The organism is Maribacter confluentis (assembly GCF_030505015.1).
Lineage (GTDB): Bacteria > Bacteroidota > Bacteroidia > Flavobacteriales > Flavobacteriaceae > Maribacter > Maribacter sedimenticola.
Window position 1 is genome coordinate 2,394,254 of sequence record NZ_JAUKUC010000001.1, and the last position, 15,825, is coordinate 2,410,078.

Consider the following 15,825-nt stretch of genomic DNA (forward strand, 5'->3'; position numbering starts at 1 on the left):
AAACCAAAGGGGTTATGTTAAAACGTAGCATTTTCTTATTTTTTCTATGTATCAATGTTTTTACGGCTCTTGCCCAAGAAGAGTTGGTAACCTATACCATTGGAGAAAAGTTCAATGATAAGTACAGGTATTCAAATATGTTGGCCATTGCAGATGATGGAAACGGGGGTACGGTTGTCGTTAGAGCATATTATACGGGCATTATCCTAAAACCAAAGGGCTATTTTATTGAACATTATAATAAAGATCTGGAATTGATTTCGGAGTTTAATTATAAGCTGAAGGACGCTAATTTTATTGATGCCTTTGTGCAAAACGGCCAGGTTTACCTATTGTTTCTTGAGTATAGCTTTAAAAACAGTAGTTATGTTTATGAAGTGCATCGTAGTCCGTTTACCCAGTTTCAGTTTACAAAAGAAACTATTCTATCCATAGCTTCAGAACCAGTAGTACAGCCGTTGGACCGTAATTACTATAATAGAAATTTTACTTCTGGTTTTACGACCTCTGTTTTGTTCAATGATGACAAATCTGCATTTGCGATTACAACGCATTACAAGAAAAGAAATGTGGATCAACATTTTATTCACGTGTTCAATGCCAATTTGAACAAAATAATGGAGCATGATTTTTCTGATGTGGTAGAGGAAAAGAACTATGCATTTGAAAATTTAGTGTTTTCCAAAGATTTGCAAAATGTATATTTAGTAGGAAAAGCATATTTTAAGAAAAAAAGGTTTAATACTACAGAGCGTAAGTTTCAATATGAAATGGTACGTATTTCAAAGACCGGGCGTAGTGTGCAATCTTTTTATACCCCAGGTAAATTTCCAGAAGCCTTAAAACCCATATTAAAAGGCAGTGACTTGCTTTGTATAGGTTTTTATGCGGATAGAAAGGACAATCGTTATAACGGAATATCATTTTTTAAATTGAATCCGCTTTCATTGGAGTTGGAAAAAAGTAAGTTCAATCCGTTTTCTGAGCAGTTCATGATAGATAAGTTTGGAAGGGAAGAGGATAAGGCGGTTAAAAATCTGGTCTTTAAAGGAATGGATATCACCAAAGAGGGTAATATATTATTTAATGCAGAGGAATATTTTACGAGTAACAGTGTACAATCCAATTCTAGTGGTGGCAGGGTCAAAATTACACGCTACCACTACAATGATATCATAAGTGCGAAATTAAGCGACCAAGGGGATTTAATATGGGCCAGGAACATCAATAAGACAGAAGTAACCCAGGGTGATGGTGCATACGCTTCCTATAGTACATATACTAAAGATGACGATACCTACTTTTTTATTAGTACATCTGCAGAAAATCCACAACAGTTAAGTGATGACCGCATTATGTTCAAACAAGGTTTTAGCAGGAATAGAAACGTCTTTTTAATTCTATTAAATGAAGACGGACATATGAAATACAATAAGGTTATTGATGATACGGAGGCGCGCTTGCCTTTAATGGTTTCCGTACCTTTTATTGATAGGCAAAACGATGCCTTGAAATTTTATGCTAAGCGTGGTACTAAAAAACAATTGGTACAAGTCGCTGTTAAATAAAATTATTGTTAGGATATTTTCCATATTTTTGGAATAAATCCAATCAATGAATGATAATTCTTATCTCAAGGGTAGGGGTGCGCAGCGGAATACAAACAATAAATTCTCGGCTTATAGTAATGAATTTCGTGACGATTTTTTGGAATTCTGTCACCTGGAAGGTGAAATAGCGGACGACAATAAGACACAATATATACCCATATTCCCTAGAACTATTGTAAATAAGGTCACGAGTCCAGATGTGGGCATGAACTATAGCATGAACATGTATCAAGGTTGTGAACACGGCTGTATTTATTGTTATGCTAGAAATGCTCATGAATTTTGGGGTTACAGTGCAGGTTTGGATTTTGAACGAAAAATTCTGGTAAAACAAGATGCCCCCGCATTGTTAGAAGCTAAATTAAAAAGCAAAAGTTGGAAAGCCGAGACCATTGTCATGTCTGGCAATACGGATTGTTATCAACCCGCTGAACGTAAATTTGAACTCACCAGGAAATGTTTGGAAGTCTTTTTAAAATATAGGCATCCAGTGGGTATCATCACCAAAAATGCATTGATATTGCGAGATTTGGATATTCTGAAAGAATTAAGTGCGCATAATTTAATTGGTGTTAATATTTCCATCACCTCTCTATCCGAAGAAACTAGACGTATGGTGGAACCTAGAACTACCACTATAAAAAAAAGATTGGAAGCAATTGGGGTATTATCTGCAGCAGGTATTCCCGTAAATGCTATGTTGGCCCCCATAGTTCCTGGAATAAACAGTCATGAAATTTTAAAATTGGCAAAAGCGGTATCTGATCAAGGAGCGGTTTCTATGGCATTTACGTTGGTACGATTAAACGGAGCTATAGGTGAAATTTTTACGGATTGGATTAGGAAAGCCTTGCCAGACAGGGCGGATAAAGTGTTACATCAAATAAGTGAATGCCACGGGGGATCGCTAAACGATAGTAGGTATGGAATACGAAAAAAAGGTCAGGGCAAAATAGCTTCTCAAATTCATGATATGTTTGGTCTGGCCAAACGTATGTACTTCAAGGATAAAAAATTTCCAATATTAAATACCGGTTTGTATGAGGCTTATAGAGATGGTCAGTTAAAACTATTTTAATTAATAATCAATAAGAAAGAAACTTTTTCAAAGGGAGTATATTTTGAAAAATTATAAGTGATAACCTTCCAATTGCAGCTAATATTTTATTCAATAAGTGGTATACATTATTAAGTCAGGGATAATTAATTCTTGGTTGATTGGAACAGCTATCATATTTGGTTTGAGCAACTCTAAATAACATTTATTACACGGTATAATAATTATAGTTTATATGAATTTTTTTAAAATGTTGAATTGTATAATTTAGGAGATAAATCAATGAAAATGAAAGATTTAATTTAAATGAATTAAAAAAATATGTCTTTGCAGCAGTATTTGCTACCTAAATAATATGCGGTTTTGCACCTAAAAAAAATTCTTTAAAAACTTTTGTTAAAATAACATCCAAAAGACATATATAAGCGTAGATATGGGGAATGTAATAAATACTAGAACCATTTATGAAAGCCAAGAATACTACCAAGAAAGATTTAAATATCCAGAGCCCACAAAATAAGTCGGCAAATACAAAAAAATCTATTTTTTCCAGATTAAAACATATCATTGAAAATGCCAATGCATGGGGTGTTTTTGTAATGGGAAGTACATTTGTTTTAATGTTTGGGAGTGCATATTTAGCATATATCCTACAGCATGATTTTACACAATTGCATCTTGAAAGAAGAAGCACGTTGATCGGACTTATTTTTATGGTCGTTGCAGCTGCTTTTTTTGTTTTTAAATTAAGTTTCTTTATCTACACCTTTATTAGGTTTTTAAAGTATAAGGCTATCCCATCGGTTTCAGATGAGGAATTGCCATCTGTTACCGTGATTGTACCAGCCTATAATGAAGGCAAGCAGGTATGGGCCACATTGAAAAGTTTAGCGGAAAGTGATTTCCCTGCACATAAAGTTCAATTATTGGCAATTGATGACGGTAGTAAGGATGATACATGGAATTGGATGCTAGAGGCCAAAAAGGAGTTGGGAGACAGGGTATCTATTTGTCAGCAACCCAAGAATATGGGTAAACGTCATGCGCTTTACAGAGGCTTTAAGGAAGGTACGGGTGAAATTTTTGTTACCGTAGACAGTGATTCCATTGTGGATAAGGATACCTTGAGAAATCTGGTAAGTCCTTTTATAGTTGATGAGAATTGTGGTGCAGTAGCAGGTAATATTCGTGTACTTAACAATAAAAAGGAAATTTTACCTAAGATGCTAGATGTAAGTTTTGCGCTTAGTTTTGAATTTGTACGGTCTTCTGAAAGTACATTGAATTCTGTACTATGTACACCAGGTGCATTGGCAGCATACAGGGCAACAGCTGTTTTTGGTTGTTTAGAGGAGTGGATCAATCAAACCTTTATGGGGCAACCTTCCGATATTGGGGAAGATAGGGCCATGACAAATATGATTTTGAAGCAAGGTTATCATGTATTGTTCCAAAGGAACGCGTTTGCTTACACCAATGTTCCTGAAAAATATAAAGGGTTGTATAAGATGTTCATTAGATGGGGTAGAAGTAATGTTCGTGAAAATATACAAATGTCCAAATACGTCTTTACAAATTTCAGAAAAGGACCTAAGGCAGGTACAAGGTTGTTGTTTTTTAGCCAGTTCTCAAGAATTGTACTTTGTTATCCTTTTGTATTGTTCATGTTGGTATTCGTATTTACACACCCACTGTTATTTTTAAGCTCTACGTTCTTAAGTATATTGGTATTATCTACTTTCCCTGTAATATTTTATGCTAAGCGTTATACATTAATAGAATCATTTTGGGCATATTCATATAGCGTGCTATATACATTTGGTCTATTCTGGATTACACCTTATGCAATAGCTACGGCAAGTAGAAGAGGTTGGTTGACTAGGGAATTACCACAGAAATAAGAGTAAAATTTTAAATAATATAAAAGGGCTTCAATAGTTGAAGCCCTTTTTACATTTCAAAAAAATAATAATTTGGGGTTTGTATTTAGATTTTTAATGGATTCCATTCCCTATAAAATTGCTCTAGGAAATCAATCATATATTGGTGTCGTTCTTCCGCTAATCGCTTACCGGTGTCCGTATTCATTTTATCCTTGAGCAACAATAATTTTTCGTAGAAATGATTAATGGTAGGTGCGGTAGATTTTTTATATTCTTCCTTGGTCATTCCTAAATTAGGGGAAATTTCAGGATCGTACATGGTCCTATTTTTAAACCCTCCATAATTAAATGCTCGGGCAATTCCTATTGCGCCTATGGCATCTAGACGATCGGCATCTTGTACAACCTGTAGTTCTTTGGATGTAAACAGTTTTTTCTTCAATTTTCCATCAACAATGCCTGATTTAAAAGAGCTGTATTTTATAATTTTTATAACGTGATTAATCGTCCTTTTTGGAACTTTTAGGCTAAGTAGAAAATTTTCCGCCATTTTAGGACCTAAGCTCTCGTCCCCCTTATTGAACTTTGCATCGGCAATATCATGTAAAAGAGCCCCCAAGCTAACGACCAAAATATTAACGTTTTCGTCCTTGGCAATGAGCATGGTATTTTTAAAAACGCGTTGTATATGAAACCAATCATGGCCTCCTTCCGCATTTTGTAATGTTTCTTTCACAAAAGTGATGGTCTCTTCTACTATTTCTGTTTCGGTCATTTAAAGGAGTTTATTCCGCTAACTACGGATGCTTCAATTTTACGGATTAGGTCATCTAGATTACCATTGTTCTCCAATGGTTGTTGAACATCTATACGGACCTTTGCGCCTAATCCCATAGGAAACTGACCATAACGTACCAATTTCCATGAATTGTTGATACTAATTGGTACGACCAATGCAGAAGGAGCTTTTTTTAATAATATTTTTAGGCCCATAGGTTTAAAAGGTTTTGGATACCCGTCCCTACTTCGTGTGCCTTCCGGAAAAATTACCGCACTTCTATTGTAATGTTCTATATAGGTTCCTAATTTTCCTATTTCCATAAGGGCGGACTTGCCATCATTTCTATCAATAAGTACGGAACCACCATGTACAAGATTGAACGAAACACTGGGAATTCCTTTTCCTAATTCTTTTTTACTCACAAATTTTGGATGGTGCTTTCTGAGATACCAAATCAATGGGGGTATGTCATACATGCTTTGATGATTGGTGACAATGATCAAGGGTCTATCTGTAGGCAGGTCATAGTTGTTGGTGTACCGATATGTTGTGCCCAGTATATTGGTACTGCGCATCAAAAAAAAGTTCAACTTGCTTACTACAGGCTTTAATCCATTATACCCAAACAGTTTAAAAGCGATCCATTGCATTGGATGAAAAACAAGCAGACATAGGCCAAATGCCACAAAAAAGAAGGGGGTAACAATATAGGAGAGCATTTTTTGCATGCTACAAAAATAAAAAACCGCTCAATTAGAGCGGTTTTTTAAACTTATTATTTTAGGGTAAATACGATTCTTGCAAACCTTAACAAAACTCGTCATAAGCTTGTACAAGATTTTGTGCGATCATTTCCGCAGGTCTTCCTTCAATATGATGGCGCTCGATCATATGAACCAACTCACCATTTTTGAACAATGCCATAGATGGCGAAGATGGGGGGAAAGGGACCATTAAATTTCTGGCCGCATCTACCGCTTCCTTATCCACACCGGCAAATACCGTAACTGCATGGTCCGGTTTTTTATCGTTCTGCAAACTCATTTTGGCTGCAGGTCTTGCATTGGCGGCCGCACAACCACATACAGAATTTACAACCACTAAAGTTGTTCCTTCTTTGTTGATAGCATTTGTCACTGCTTCCGCAGTATATAATTCTTCAAATCCGGCAGAAGCCAGATCATCTCTCATTGGTTTTACTAATTCCGCAGGGTACATATTCTTATTGTTTAAATTAAACTAATACAAAGATAACCAATTAGTCGTACAGGAGGAGAAGACCTTAACTTTTCATTGGCCCAACTTTCTATTGGTAATATTTTATCTTTGGCAAAATTCATACTACGAAATGATCAAATGGTTGGGAGCTGTAGTCGGCTTTTTTTTGAGAGGGTTATCTGGGGCAATACTAGGTTTTTTTGCAGGTAGCATTATAGATAATTTTTTTGGGTCAAGTACCGGTAGTGCCAAAAGTGTATTCCAAGATTATACCAGGCCAAATGTGACCCCTGCAGATTTTGAACTGAACTTACTTTCCTTGTGTTCTATCGTTATTAAGGCAGATGGACAAGTGAGCCAATCTGAAATGGATTATGTTAGACAATATTTTGTAAGTACTTATGGTAAAGAAAAGGCCAATGCCATTTTTAGGACATTTAACGACATCAATAAGAAAGGGCAAATCTCAGCACAAAGGATAGGTACGTTTTTAGCACAACGCACGCGTTATGAAGTGCGTTTGCAACTTCTTCATTTCTTATTTGGTATTGCACAGGCAGATGGTAGTATTAGTAATCCGGAAATACAAAAAATTAGGGAAATAGCAGGTTACCTTAGGGTTTCCATTAATGAATTTGATAGCATAAAGGCGATGTTCGTAAAATCTGCCAATAATGCCTATAAAATACTGGATATGCCAAAAACCGCTACAGATGCAGAAATTAAAAAGGCATATAGGACCATGGCCAAAAAATATCATCCTGATCGGGTAAACACCCAAGATGAAGCCATTAAAAAAGGAGCGGAAGAGAAATTTAAACAGGTACAGGAGGCTTACGAAACCATTCAAAAAGAACGAGGCATAAATTAATTAACTAAAACACATCCTATGCAAGATTTTTGGTTTTATTTACAATTGGGTTTACAACATGTCTTGAATATCAATGCATATGATCATATTCTATTCTTATCCGCCCTGGCGCTACCATTTACGTTTAAAAGTTGGAAAAAAGTTCTATTACTGGCAACCGTTTTTACCATAACCCACTGTTTGGCCTTAGTACTTTCCGTGTTTGAGCTAATTGTGGTCAATGCAGGATATATAGAATTTTTAATTCCGGTAACCATATTGGCAACGGCCCTCTATAACTTATTCATTCTTAAGGACGATAATAATGGGAAAACCATATGGTTTCACTTGCTTTCTACCGGTATATTTGGGTTGATTCATGGTTTCGGATTTTCAAATTATTTTAAAATGATGGTAATGGGAGAAGATGAAAAATTGATACCATTGTTGGGTTTTGCAGGAGGTATAGAATTATCTCAAGTGCTAATAGTCATGTTGGTATTGGTATTGGCATTTGTTTTACAGTCCATACTCAACGTAAAGCAACGTTTGTTCATTGCTGTTGGTAGTATGCTTATAATTTTTATTACTCTGCCGTTGCTTTATACAACTTTTCCCTTTTAAGATTGTTAAATTTGACCTTATGACGTGGTTCTTGCCAAATAAAGCAGGTACCTTAGTGTATTCAGCTTTTTTAAAGCTTGATCAAGATGAATAAAGAAAAACAGTTAAAGTATGATAGGGCTTATTTAAGAATGGCCAAGGAATGGGGTAAATTGTCCTCATGTAAGAGAAAACAGGTTGGTGCTATCATTGTAAAGGATAGAATGATTATATCCGATGGGTATAACGGTACGCCAACAGGTTTTGAAAATTATTGTGAGGATGAGGATGGATACACAAAGTGGTATGTTCTACATGCCGAGGCCAATGCAATTCTTAAAGTAGCCAGTTCTACTCAATCATGTCAAGGCGCCACGTTGTATATTACCTTATCTCCTTGCAGGGAGTGCAGTAAACTTATACATCAAGCCGGTATAAAACGTGTTGTCTATCAAATTGGCTACAAAGATGATTCCGGAATACGATTTTTAGAAAAGGCCAAAGTAGAAGTTGAACATATGCCAGAAATAAATGTTACTATATAACGTTTAAATTAAAGATGAATAAAAAATTTAATTTTCTATTACCATTAATTATTTCCGCAGCTGTGGCCTTGGGGGTATTTTTGGGTGGAAAGTTAAATTTCAACGATTCTCCGGAACGCCTTTTTTCTACCAACTCCAAAAAAGATAAGCTTAACAGATTAATAGATTATATTGACTACGAATACGTTGATGATGTCAATACAGATAGTATCGTAGATGTTACCGTTAATAGTATTCTAGAGAAATTGGACCCACACTCCGTCTATATTTCTGAAAAGGAAATGGACCGTGTTGCAGAAAACATGAAGGGCGATTTTGTTGGTATTGGCGTAAATTTTTATGCGTACCATGATACAATTACGGTTATAAAGACCGTAAAGGATGGGCCAAGCTATATAAAAGGAATTTTACCTGGCGATCGTATCTTAATGGCAGATAATGACACGCTGTTCGGCAAAGAATATCCAAGTGAAATTATAGTGGATAAATTAAAGGGTCAAGAAGGGACCATGGTCAATCTTACCATTTATAGAAAAGCGGAAGACAAAATTTTTAATGTCAAGGTGAAAAGAGGAGTGGTTCCATTAAAAAGTGTGGAGTCTTTCTATATGCTTACCAATGATATAGGATATATAAAGGTCAATAGATTTGCAGAATCTACTTATAAGGAGTTTAAGACCGCTTTAATGGTATTGCAGGACCGAGGTGCGGAACAACTAATTTTAGACTTAAGGGACAATCCTGGGGGATATCTTGGTATGGCAGAAGAAATGGCCGATGAATTTTTGGAAGACGGTAAATTAATATTGTTTACAAAAAATAAAAAAGGTAAAATCAATAAAAGTTTTGCTACGGATGATGGTTCTTTTGAGGACAAGCCCGTATATGTCCTGATTAATGAGCGATCTGCCTCTGCTAGTGAAATTGTAGCGGGCGCCCTACAGGATAATGATATAGGTACCATAGTAGGAAGAAGATCTTTTGGAAAAGGTCTTGTACAGCGAGAAATGGCTTTGGGAGACGGTTCTGCGGTAAGATTGACCGTTTCAAGGTATTATACCCCAACAGGCCGTAGCATTCAAAAAACATATGCCAACGGCACCAAGGATTATTACCAAAAATTTACGGACCGTTACCATAGTGGTGAAATGATATCCGTAGACAGTATAAAAGTAGCGGATTCGTTAAAGTTCGTTACCCCCAAAGGAAAAGTCGTATACGGCGGTGGTGGTATTATACCAGATGTATTTGTGCCTATTGGGAGTAATGAGGAAGAAGCGGTTGAGAGTATGGATAGTCTGGGATTTTTATCTTTTTTTGTATTTGAACACCTAGAGGAGGATCGGGACAGATATGCACAATACAGCCAAGAATCCTTTGTAAACGATTTTAATGTGGATGATATTCTTTTTGAAAGATTCGTAGAATATTCCATAGACAGAAATCTACGGATGAATTTTTACGATTATGAATCCAGTATAAAGCGTTTTTTAAAGGCCAGTATTGCAGAGCAATTGTTCAATACGAACATTCATGCCAAAATTAAGGCAGACGAAGATGCAATGCTGCAAAAAGTTTTAGAATTGGACAATGCTAGAAAATGGCAAAATAAAACCGCACAGATTAAAGCAAGTAATTAATCCTTGTTAATTTTATCCTGTATTTTTTTACTGGTAACAAAGACCAATAGCAATATAATGGCACACAATGAGGCCATAATACCAATTAATGCTATGGTACTATTTTTCTCAAAGGGATCGGCAAAATTTACCAAGGTTACATTGTAGGCTATTAAACCTACCGCCACAACAATGAAGATTATGGATAATGTCTTGCTCATAATTAATTTTTTATAAAAATACGACCTAATATTCGGCTAGAAAAGTTCATTGATATTGGCCGCAAATAATTTTACGGCAATGGCCATCAAAATTACACCAAATACCTTTCTAATAACATTGACACCACCGGACCCCAACATTTTTTCAATTTTTACGGAAGATTTTAGTACCACAAACACAAAAATAATGTTGACCACAATGGCCACAATAATGTTTTCCACATAGTATTCTGCCCTTAGGGACAATAATGAAGTCAATGTACCTGCACCGGCAATTAAAGGAAACGCAATGGGAACTATAGAAGCACTTTCCGGTTCATCATCCCTATATAACGTTATCCCCAAAATCATTTCAATGGCAAGGAAGAAAATGATGAAGGAACCGGCAACCGCAAAGGAATTTACGTCAATGCCTATTAAGTTCAAGATTTCCTCTCCTAAAAAAAGAAAGGCTACCATGATGATTGCCGCAACTATAGAAGCTTTTTCGGATTGGATATGGCCAACCTTTTTTCTTAGGCCAATGATGATAGGAATACTTCCTAAAATATCGATAACGGCAAACAAAACCATACTGGCTGTAATGATTTCCCTAAAGTTAAAATGAAATTCCATAATGAAAATTTTTGCAAATTTACGTTTATAAAAACCATTTAGATGTTTATTCATAAAATAATGTAAAGGCAATACTTTTCAAATAATGTATCTTGCGGCCTTTAAATTAGACCATGTTTCAATTAGGCAAGACCATAGTATCCGAGGAAATTATAGAAAATGATTTTGTATGTAATCTTAATGCTTGCAAAGGGGGGTGTTGTGTTGATGGTGAGGCAGGTGCTCCCGTAGAAGATAGCGAAACGGAAATCATGGTGGATATCTTTGCTAAAGTTAAACCGTTTCTACGGCCAGAAGGTATAAAGGTAATAGAAGAACAAGGTGCTTTTGTAAAAGGAGAGGATGGCGAATGGGAAACCCCGTTGGTCAATGGCAGTGAATGTGCATATGTGATATTTGATCAACATAAAATTGCAAAATGCGGTATTGAAGAAGCGTATAACCAAGGCAAGATCAAATGGAAAAAACCTGTTTCCTGCCACCTTTATCCTATAAGGGTAAAAGAGTATACGGAACTTACCGCGGTCAATTATCATAAATGGCATATCTGTGACCCTGCATGTGCCCTTGGGGAAGAACTTAAAGTGCCCATATATAAGTTTGTAAAAGAGGCCCTGATCCGTAAGTTTGGAGAAGCTTGGTACAGTGAACTGGAAGAAGTAGCCGCCGACCACCTTAAATAGTTGGTATGTAGATAATAATTTGAGTACCGGTAGGTATATTGTCCTCATTGTATTTATCTATAATCTCAACATGAAAATAGTTTTCATAATCTCGAGAAAAATTGGCCAACCGCTCTTTGGTAATATCTATACCTACGGATTTTCTTTTTAACACTTTACTGTTTTTTATTTTTTCAGCGGCATCCCTACCAACTCCGTTATCTGAAATGATAATCTCAATAAATCCGTTTTTACCTTTTTTAATTTCCAAATCTATGTTTTTGGCACCATCTTTAGAAGAGAGTCCGTGCCATAGTGCATTTTCCAAGAAAGGCTGTAAGATCAAAGAGGGAATTTTAATGTTATGGGTATCTATATCATCCTTAACATGTACGTTAAAGTTGATTTCATTGGAAAAGCGTATATTCTCTATATTCATATAAAGCTCTACGGTTTCCAATTCTTCTGCCAAAGTTATTTCCCGTTGTGAAGATGCTTCAAGTATTTTTCTTACCAATTTGGAGAATTTGTTCAGGTAATGAACGGCGTTCTTTTTTTCATTATTAATAATGTATAATTTGATGGAATTTAAGGAGTTGAATAGAAAATGGGGATTCATTTGGCTTCTCAACATACTTTGTTCCAAGGTCAGCAGCTTTTTTTCAGCATTTAACTGACTTTGTCTGTAAAGGATGTATAAAATGCCTATGAGTAAAATTAAAAAGATACCAATAATGATCAGCATGGTTCTGTTCTTCCTCAATTTTAAACGAACATTTTCATTTTCTGCGGCAAGGCGTTCGTATTGGTTCTCCCGTATTTGCGATTCATACCGCAAAATCATATCGTTTACATATCTTAGATTTAGGGAATTTGCTATACGGTCTTCATAATTCTTGAATTCCTTAAAATATTCCATCCCTTTTTCATAATCATCGCGTTTTATCCAAAGTTCTGAAAGAAATTTGTTCGCTTCTGCAATTTCAGAATCTAGGTTATAGTCTTTTCCCAGGTCCAACCCTTTTTCTAAATTTGCCTGTGCGGCATTAAAATCGCCCTTTCGAATAAAGGCCCAACCAAGGTTGATATAAATTGTGGCAATGATCTGTTTGTCCCCCAACCTAATGGCCCGTTGTAAGTTTTTATTTAAAATGTCAATGGCTTCTGTTATTCTGCTCAAATGAACATACACATGTGCAATACTGTAATTGCATATTACCTTACCTTTATCAGAATCAATGATTTCATTATAAACCAAAGATTTTCTAAAATGCTGTAGTGCAGGTTCAAGTTTGCCCTGTGCTTCATAACATTCGCCAAGATTTTGATGATTGATCGCCAGGCCCAGTTTATTGTCCAACTCCTGCTCCAATATCATGGAACGTTCAAATTTCTCAATGGCCAGTTCGTATTGTTCCAACATTTGATAAATGTTCCCTATACTGTTCAACGATACATTAATACTACGTTTTAACCCAATACTGGGTTCTGCAACGGTCTCGGCCAGTTCCAGTGCTTCTTGGCTATAATCCAAGGCAGATTTAACGGCATCTGTTCTCCTGTGGACTACACTGATCATATTAAGACTATATACCCTAAATTCTATACTTTCAGCCTCAATAGAGATTTTCAACGCTTGCTGAAAATATTCCAGTGATTTAGGATAAAGAGATATATCCCTGTAAATTCTTCCCAATTGGTTGTAGGCATAGGCCTGGCCGTACAAATAATTATTTGATTTTGATATATTGTTGACATAATGTAATAAAACACTGTCCTTTCTATACTGCCGCAATACATTGTCTATTTCCCTGTAGGTTTTGGGGGATGCCGCAATTAAGCTATCAACGTCTTTTTTGAACGGGGTTGGGATGTTCTGTGCAGATAGTAGAAATGGAAAAATAAGACATGCGAGGATACCTAAAATAAAGGTGTGCTTAAAATTTTTAAGGGGAAAGATACATTTTAAGGGGGCCATGAACATAGTTATAGCATGTCTAAAAAATCGGATTTTTTCTGCCTTGATACCGGTATTTTATGATTCGATTTTAAAATAACATAACCATCGGTCTTCAAAAATTCCTTTATTTTATTTAGGTTCACAATGTAAGAATTGTGAATTCTAAAAAAGGAATCATCCGGTAAGATTTCATTGACCTCTTTTAGTTTTTTAGTAAGCACTATTTTTTGACCGTCACTTAAGAAAATGGTGCTATAGTTTCCATCAGATTCTGCATAAAGTATTTCGTCACTTTCTAGAAACAATAATTTTCCATCCGTATTTAAGGTAATCCTATTATGAGAGGCTTTGGAATTAAAATTCAACAATGCCATCTCTAATTTTTCCATTGAAAAATTTTTGTTATTAAACTTTTTAATTTTGGTAATTGTTTCTTCAAGATCATCCGTATCTATTGGTTTTAATAGATAATCCAGTGCTTCGCTTTTAATCGCCTTTAGGGCATATTGGTTATAGGCCGTAGTAATCACGACCGGAAAATTTTTATTGGTAAGTTTTTTTATGAATTGAAAACCATCCATAGTGGGCATTTCAATATCTAAAAAAAGACAGTCTGGTGTATGTTTTTCAAGATAGTTTAGAGCATCATGTGGATTGGTAAAAGAGGCTACCACCTTTATCTCATCACTAAAGTTTGTGAGTTCCCAGGTTAAGCTTTGTAGAGCCTTTATTTCATCATCGACTATGACGGCTTGTAACATATTAGTATGGCTATGAAAATAGAAAGTTAGGAAAAATTAGGGGCTTCAATCGTTCTAAATTAAAATTTTGTGTCAATGGATGCAATTTTAGTGTAATCGGTAATAGAATGCTTTTCATTATCTGTCATATATACAAATCAATCAATTTGAAAGAAAAATATTACAAATTATAATCGTCTTTTTGGTTCTTGAAATTGTTTAAATCCAAATACACAAAAAAAACAACAGGTTATACAATACCAAGAAAAGACCTTTTATGTTCATCTACCTTAGCGACTAAGATGTAATGTAAATTTTATTGAGCAATGAGAAAATGTGGTTTAATGTTTGGGTTGTTTATTATCGTTTTGATAATTGCGTCTAAGATTAAACAATCAGAAGAAAAATTCAATGAAAATTTAACCGTGGCGGTAGAAACGCCAATAAAGCGGCCCTAACAAGTAGCAAAATCCTCCAAATGATTCAAGTAGTCATTAAATTTTTAAAAATGTTCTTATTTGGAATAACTCCATTGCTTTTGATAGCAGGAGGTTCTGAAAACCCAGTGAACAATTTAAGTGTTGACCAGGGTGCATTTTATTTTCAATTTTCCGGCATTAAAGATGAATCAATGGTAGGTAAGGCATCGTTTCAATTAAAGAACGATGTAGATGAATTCGGAAAAATAACAAAAAACATTGAATTAAGATTTGTTCCGGCCAATGGTTGCAAGGCCGATTTAATTTCGTTTATCATAGCCTCTAATGACAATCTCAATAGAATTAACGGTACGTATGAAATAAAAAATCTTGATAGATTAATACGTCAATTTTCTGGGGTGTATGGTTTTGCCGATATCAATGAATTGAGTGAACTGCCTTTTTTTGCAAAGGACGGTACAATAGCAATACATACCAACCGCAAAAAAACGGTTTATGGAAATATAGAAGTTACTTATGAAAATGCTGAAAGAGAACCTTTGATCATCAAAGGTTTTTTTAATGCAAATTAAATTTTAATACCAAGGAAAGTACGGTTCTTAATAAAATAGTGTATGTTATTTTATATCTAATGTTTTGAGCGCCAAAATATGTGAGGTTTACGTGTTCTGTACGTAGAATTACAATCTAAGAAAAGGTTTCGGGGGAACTACCTTGATTAGATTTGGTGGGCATTTTTCATAATATGAGCATTGGAGGGACCGTACAATTTGGTATTACCTATCTTAATATTCCTTTTTAAATCAAGTACATTATTTAAACCATTTAGTATGATTTTATATACTTTTTGGTTTATAAAATATTTGTTCAATTTGCTTAAAAGTTACCCGCAATTTCCTTTTGGCCTAAATGCAATAAACATCACTTGCGAGCCTAGATTTCAACATTTTGTGTTAAAAACTTTGTCCTTTAATTGGCTAAACGCACTTTAAAAATTCAAAGCATTTTTGAATCTTTGATA

General features: G+C 35.2%; 17 protein-coding genes. 10 read left to right on the forward strand and 7 right to left on the reverse strand.

The genetic code is table 11. The features are described 5' to 3' along the window. The first annotated feature begins 14 nt into the window (after positions 1 to 14). The 3 genes from Q2T41_RS10460 to Q2T41_RS10470 all read left to right on the forward strand — a co-directional run bounded on the left by Q2T41_RS10460 (position 15) and on the right by Q2T41_RS10470 (position 4,568). A complete protein-coding gene (locus Q2T41_RS10460) occupies positions 15 to 1,568 on the forward strand; it encodes a hypothetical protein (RefSeq protein WP_304436039.1) in 1,554 nt (517 codons plus the stop codon). 46 nt (positions 1,569 to 1,614) lie between these two features. Next, positions 1,615 to 2,688, forward strand: coding sequence for a PA0069 family radical SAM protein (locus Q2T41_RS10465; protein WP_304436040.1), 1,074 nt, complete (start codon positions 1,615 to 1,617; stop codon positions 2,686 to 2,688). A 443-nt stretch (positions 2,689 to 3,131) separates the two neighbouring features. Next, positions 3,132 to 4,568: a glycosyltransferase family 2 protein gene (locus Q2T41_RS10470; protein WP_304436041.1), complete on the forward strand. Its 1,437-nt coding sequence runs from the start codon at positions 3,132 to 3,134 to the stop codon at positions 4,566 to 4,568. Between the two features lie 85 nt (positions 4,569 to 4,653). Here Q2T41_RS10470 and Q2T41_RS10475 read toward each other — a convergent pair whose 3' ends face one another. From Q2T41_RS10475 to Q2T41_RS10485, 3 genes are all read right to left on the reverse strand, one after another. Beyond that, a complete protein-coding gene (locus Q2T41_RS10475; RefSeq protein ID WP_304436042.1) occupies positions 4,654 to 5,325 on the reverse strand; it encodes an HD domain-containing protein in 672 nt (223 codons plus the stop codon). Further along, positions 5,322 to 6,059 carry a lysophospholipid acyltransferase family protein gene (locus Q2T41_RS10480; protein ID WP_304436043.1) on the reverse strand — a complete coding sequence of 246 codons (738 nt, stop codon included), beginning with the start codon at positions 6,057 to 6,059 and terminating at the stop codon, positions 5,322 to 5,324. The genes Q2T41_RS10475 and Q2T41_RS10480 overlap by 4 nt, the downstream gene beginning before the upstream one ends. A 79-nt stretch (positions 6,060 to 6,138) precedes the next feature. Continuing rightward, positions 6,139 to 6,549 carry a BrxA/BrxB family bacilliredoxin gene (locus Q2T41_RS10485; protein ID WP_089258627.1) on the reverse strand — a complete coding sequence of 137 codons (411 nt, stop codon included), beginning with the start codon at positions 6,547 to 6,549 and terminating at the stop codon, positions 6,139 to 6,141. Positions 6,550 to 6,679: 130 nt separating this feature from the next. On the opposite strand from Q2T41_RS10485, the gene Q2T41_RS10490 reads away from it, so the two are divergent. The 4 genes from Q2T41_RS10490 (at position 6,680) to Q2T41_RS10505 (ending at position 10,187) form a co-directional block, all read left to right on the forward strand. Then, positions 6,680 to 7,420, forward strand: a complete 741-nt coding sequence (locus tag Q2T41_RS10490) for a TerB family tellurite resistance protein (RefSeq protein WP_304436044.1) — start codon at positions 6,680 to 6,682, stop codon at positions 7,418 to 7,420. An 18-nt stretch (positions 7,421 to 7,438) separates the two neighbouring features. Beyond that, positions 7,439 to 8,023, forward strand: coding sequence for a HupE/UreJ family protein (locus Q2T41_RS10495; protein ID WP_304436045.1), 585 nt, complete (start codon positions 7,439 to 7,441; stop codon positions 8,021 to 8,023). Positions 8,024 to 8,109: 86 nt separating this feature from the next. Next, a complete protein-coding gene (locus Q2T41_RS10500) occupies positions 8,110 to 8,547 on the forward strand; it encodes a deoxycytidylate deaminase (RefSeq protein ID WP_144803950.1) in 438 nt (145 codons plus the stop codon). 14 nt (positions 8,548 to 8,561) lie between these two features. After that, positions 8,562 to 10,187 (forward strand): S41 family peptidase, encoded by a 1,626-nt coding sequence (locus tag Q2T41_RS10505; protein ID WP_304436046.1) that lies wholly within the window; start codon positions 8,562 to 8,564, stop codon positions 10,185 to 10,187. Here the strand turns inward: Q2T41_RS10505 and Q2T41_RS10510 are convergent. Both Q2T41_RS10510 and Q2T41_RS10515 read right to left on the reverse strand, forming a co-directional pair. Continuing rightward, on the reverse strand, positions 10,184 to 10,387 hold the full coding sequence (locus tag Q2T41_RS10510; RefSeq protein WP_304436047.1) for a hypothetical protein: 204 nt from the start codon (positions 10,385 to 10,387) through the stop codon (positions 10,184 to 10,186). The two genes, Q2T41_RS10505 and Q2T41_RS10510, sit on opposite strands and share 4 nt — an antisense overlap. Positions 10,388 to 10,423: 36 nt before the next feature. Continuing rightward, a complete protein-coding gene (locus Q2T41_RS10515; protein WP_089259728.1) occupies positions 10,424 to 11,002 on the reverse strand; it encodes a MarC family protein in 579 nt (192 codons plus the stop codon). 113 nt (positions 11,003 to 11,115) lie between these two features. Here Q2T41_RS10515 and Q2T41_RS10520 point away from each other — a divergent pair, with 113 nt between their 5' ends. Further along, positions 11,116 to 11,685 (forward strand): DUF3109 family protein, encoded by a 570-nt coding sequence (locus Q2T41_RS10520; protein ID WP_144803952.1) that lies wholly within the window; start codon positions 11,116 to 11,118, stop codon positions 11,683 to 11,685. On the opposite strand, the gene Q2T41_RS10525 is transcribed toward Q2T41_RS10520, so the two are convergent. Together Q2T41_RS10525 and Q2T41_RS10530 are read right to left on the reverse strand one after the other, a co-directional pair. Then, complete coding sequence (locus Q2T41_RS10525; RefSeq protein ID WP_304436048.1) at positions 11,678 to 13,642, reverse strand: tetratricopeptide repeat-containing sensor histidine kinase; 1,965 nt, start codon at positions 13,640 to 13,642, stop codon at positions 11,678 to 11,680. The two genes, Q2T41_RS10520 and Q2T41_RS10525, sit on opposite strands and share 8 nt — an antisense overlap. A gap of 8 nt (positions 13,643 to 13,650) precedes the next feature. Next, a complete protein-coding gene (locus tag Q2T41_RS10530; protein ID WP_304436049.1) occupies positions 13,651 to 14,385 on the reverse strand; it encodes a LytR/AlgR family response regulator transcription factor in 735 nt (244 codons plus the stop codon). Between the two features lie 305 nt (positions 14,386 to 14,690). Here Q2T41_RS10530 and Q2T41_RS10535 point away from each other — a divergent pair, with 305 nt between their 5' ends. Next, positions 14,691 to 14,822 carry a hypothetical protein gene (locus Q2T41_RS10535; protein ID WP_304436050.1) on the forward strand — a complete coding sequence of 44 codons (132 nt, stop codon included), beginning with the start codon at positions 14,691 to 14,693 and terminating at the stop codon, positions 14,820 to 14,822. A gap of 20 nt (positions 14,823 to 14,842) precedes the next feature. Beyond that, positions 14,843 to 15,376 carry a hypothetical protein gene (locus Q2T41_RS10540; RefSeq protein ID WP_304436051.1) on the forward strand — a complete coding sequence of 178 codons (534 nt, stop codon included), beginning with the start codon at positions 14,843 to 14,845 and terminating at the stop codon, positions 15,374 to 15,376. Positions 15,377 to 15,825: the final 449 nt, after the last annotated feature.

What these genes read in the sequence shown, in the direction of transcription:
- Q2T41_RS10460 (WP_304436039.1), top strand. Translation starts at nt 15, where the DNA reads ATGTTAAAACGTAGCATTTTCTTATTTTTTCTATGTATCAATGTTTTT.
- Q2T41_RS10465 (WP_304436040.1), top strand. Translation starts at nt 1,615, where the DNA reads ATGAATGATAATTCTTATCTCAAGGGTAGGGGTGCGCAGCGGAATACA.
- Q2T41_RS10470 (WP_304436041.1), top strand. Translation starts at nt 3,132, where the DNA reads ATGAAAGCCAAGAATACTACCAAGAAAGATTTAAATATCCAGAGCCCA.
- Q2T41_RS10475 (WP_304436042.1), bottom strand. Translation starts at nt 5,325, where the DNA reads ATGACCGAAACAGAAATAGTAGAAGAGACCATCACTTTTGTGAAAGAA.
- Q2T41_RS10480 (WP_304436043.1), bottom strand. Translation starts at nt 6,059, where the DNA reads ATGCAAAAAATGCTCTCCTATATTGTTACCCCCTTCTTTTTTGTGGCA.
- Q2T41_RS10485 (WP_089258627.1), bottom strand. Translation starts at nt 6,549, where the DNA reads ATGTACCCTGCGGAATTAGTAAAACCAATGAGAGATGATCTGGCTTCT.
- Q2T41_RS10490 (WP_304436044.1), top strand. Translation starts at nt 6,680, where the DNA reads ATGATCAAATGGTTGGGAGCTGTAGTCGGCTTTTTTTTGAGAGGGTTA.
- Q2T41_RS10495 (WP_304436045.1), top strand. Translation starts at nt 7,439, where the DNA reads ATGCAAGATTTTTGGTTTTATTTACAATTGGGTTTACAACATGTCTTG.
- Q2T41_RS10500 (WP_144803950.1), top strand. Translation starts at nt 8,110, where the DNA reads ATGAATAAAGAAAAACAGTTAAAGTATGATAGGGCTTATTTAAGAATG.
- Q2T41_RS10505 (WP_304436046.1), top strand. Translation starts at nt 8,562, where the DNA reads ATGAATAAAAAATTTAATTTTCTATTACCATTAATTATTTCCGCAGCT.
- Q2T41_RS10510 (WP_304436047.1), bottom strand. Translation starts at nt 10,387, where the DNA reads ATGAGCAAGACATTATCCATAATCTTCATTGTTGTGGCGGTAGGTTTA.
- Q2T41_RS10515 (WP_089259728.1), bottom strand. Translation starts at nt 11,002, where the DNA reads ATGGAATTTCATTTTAACTTTAGGGAAATCATTACAGCCAGTATGGTT.
- Q2T41_RS10520 (WP_144803952.1), top strand. Translation starts at nt 11,116, where the DNA reads ATGTTTCAATTAGGCAAGACCATAGTATCCGAGGAAATTATAGAAAAT.
- Q2T41_RS10525 (WP_304436048.1), bottom strand. Translation starts at nt 13,642, where the DNA reads ATGGCCCCCTTAAAATGTATCTTTCCCCTTAAAAATTTTAAGCACACC.
- Q2T41_RS10530 (WP_304436049.1), bottom strand. Translation starts at nt 14,385, where the DNA reads ATGTTACAAGCCGTCATAGTCGATGATGAAATAAAGGCTCTACAAAGC.
- Q2T41_RS10535 (WP_304436050.1), top strand. Translation starts at nt 14,691, where the DNA reads ATGAGAAAATGTGGTTTAATGTTTGGGTTGTTTATTATCGTTTTGATA.
- Q2T41_RS10540 (WP_304436051.1), top strand. Translation starts at nt 14,843, where the DNA reads ATGATTCAAGTAGTCATTAAATTTTTAAAAATGTTCTTATTTGGAATA.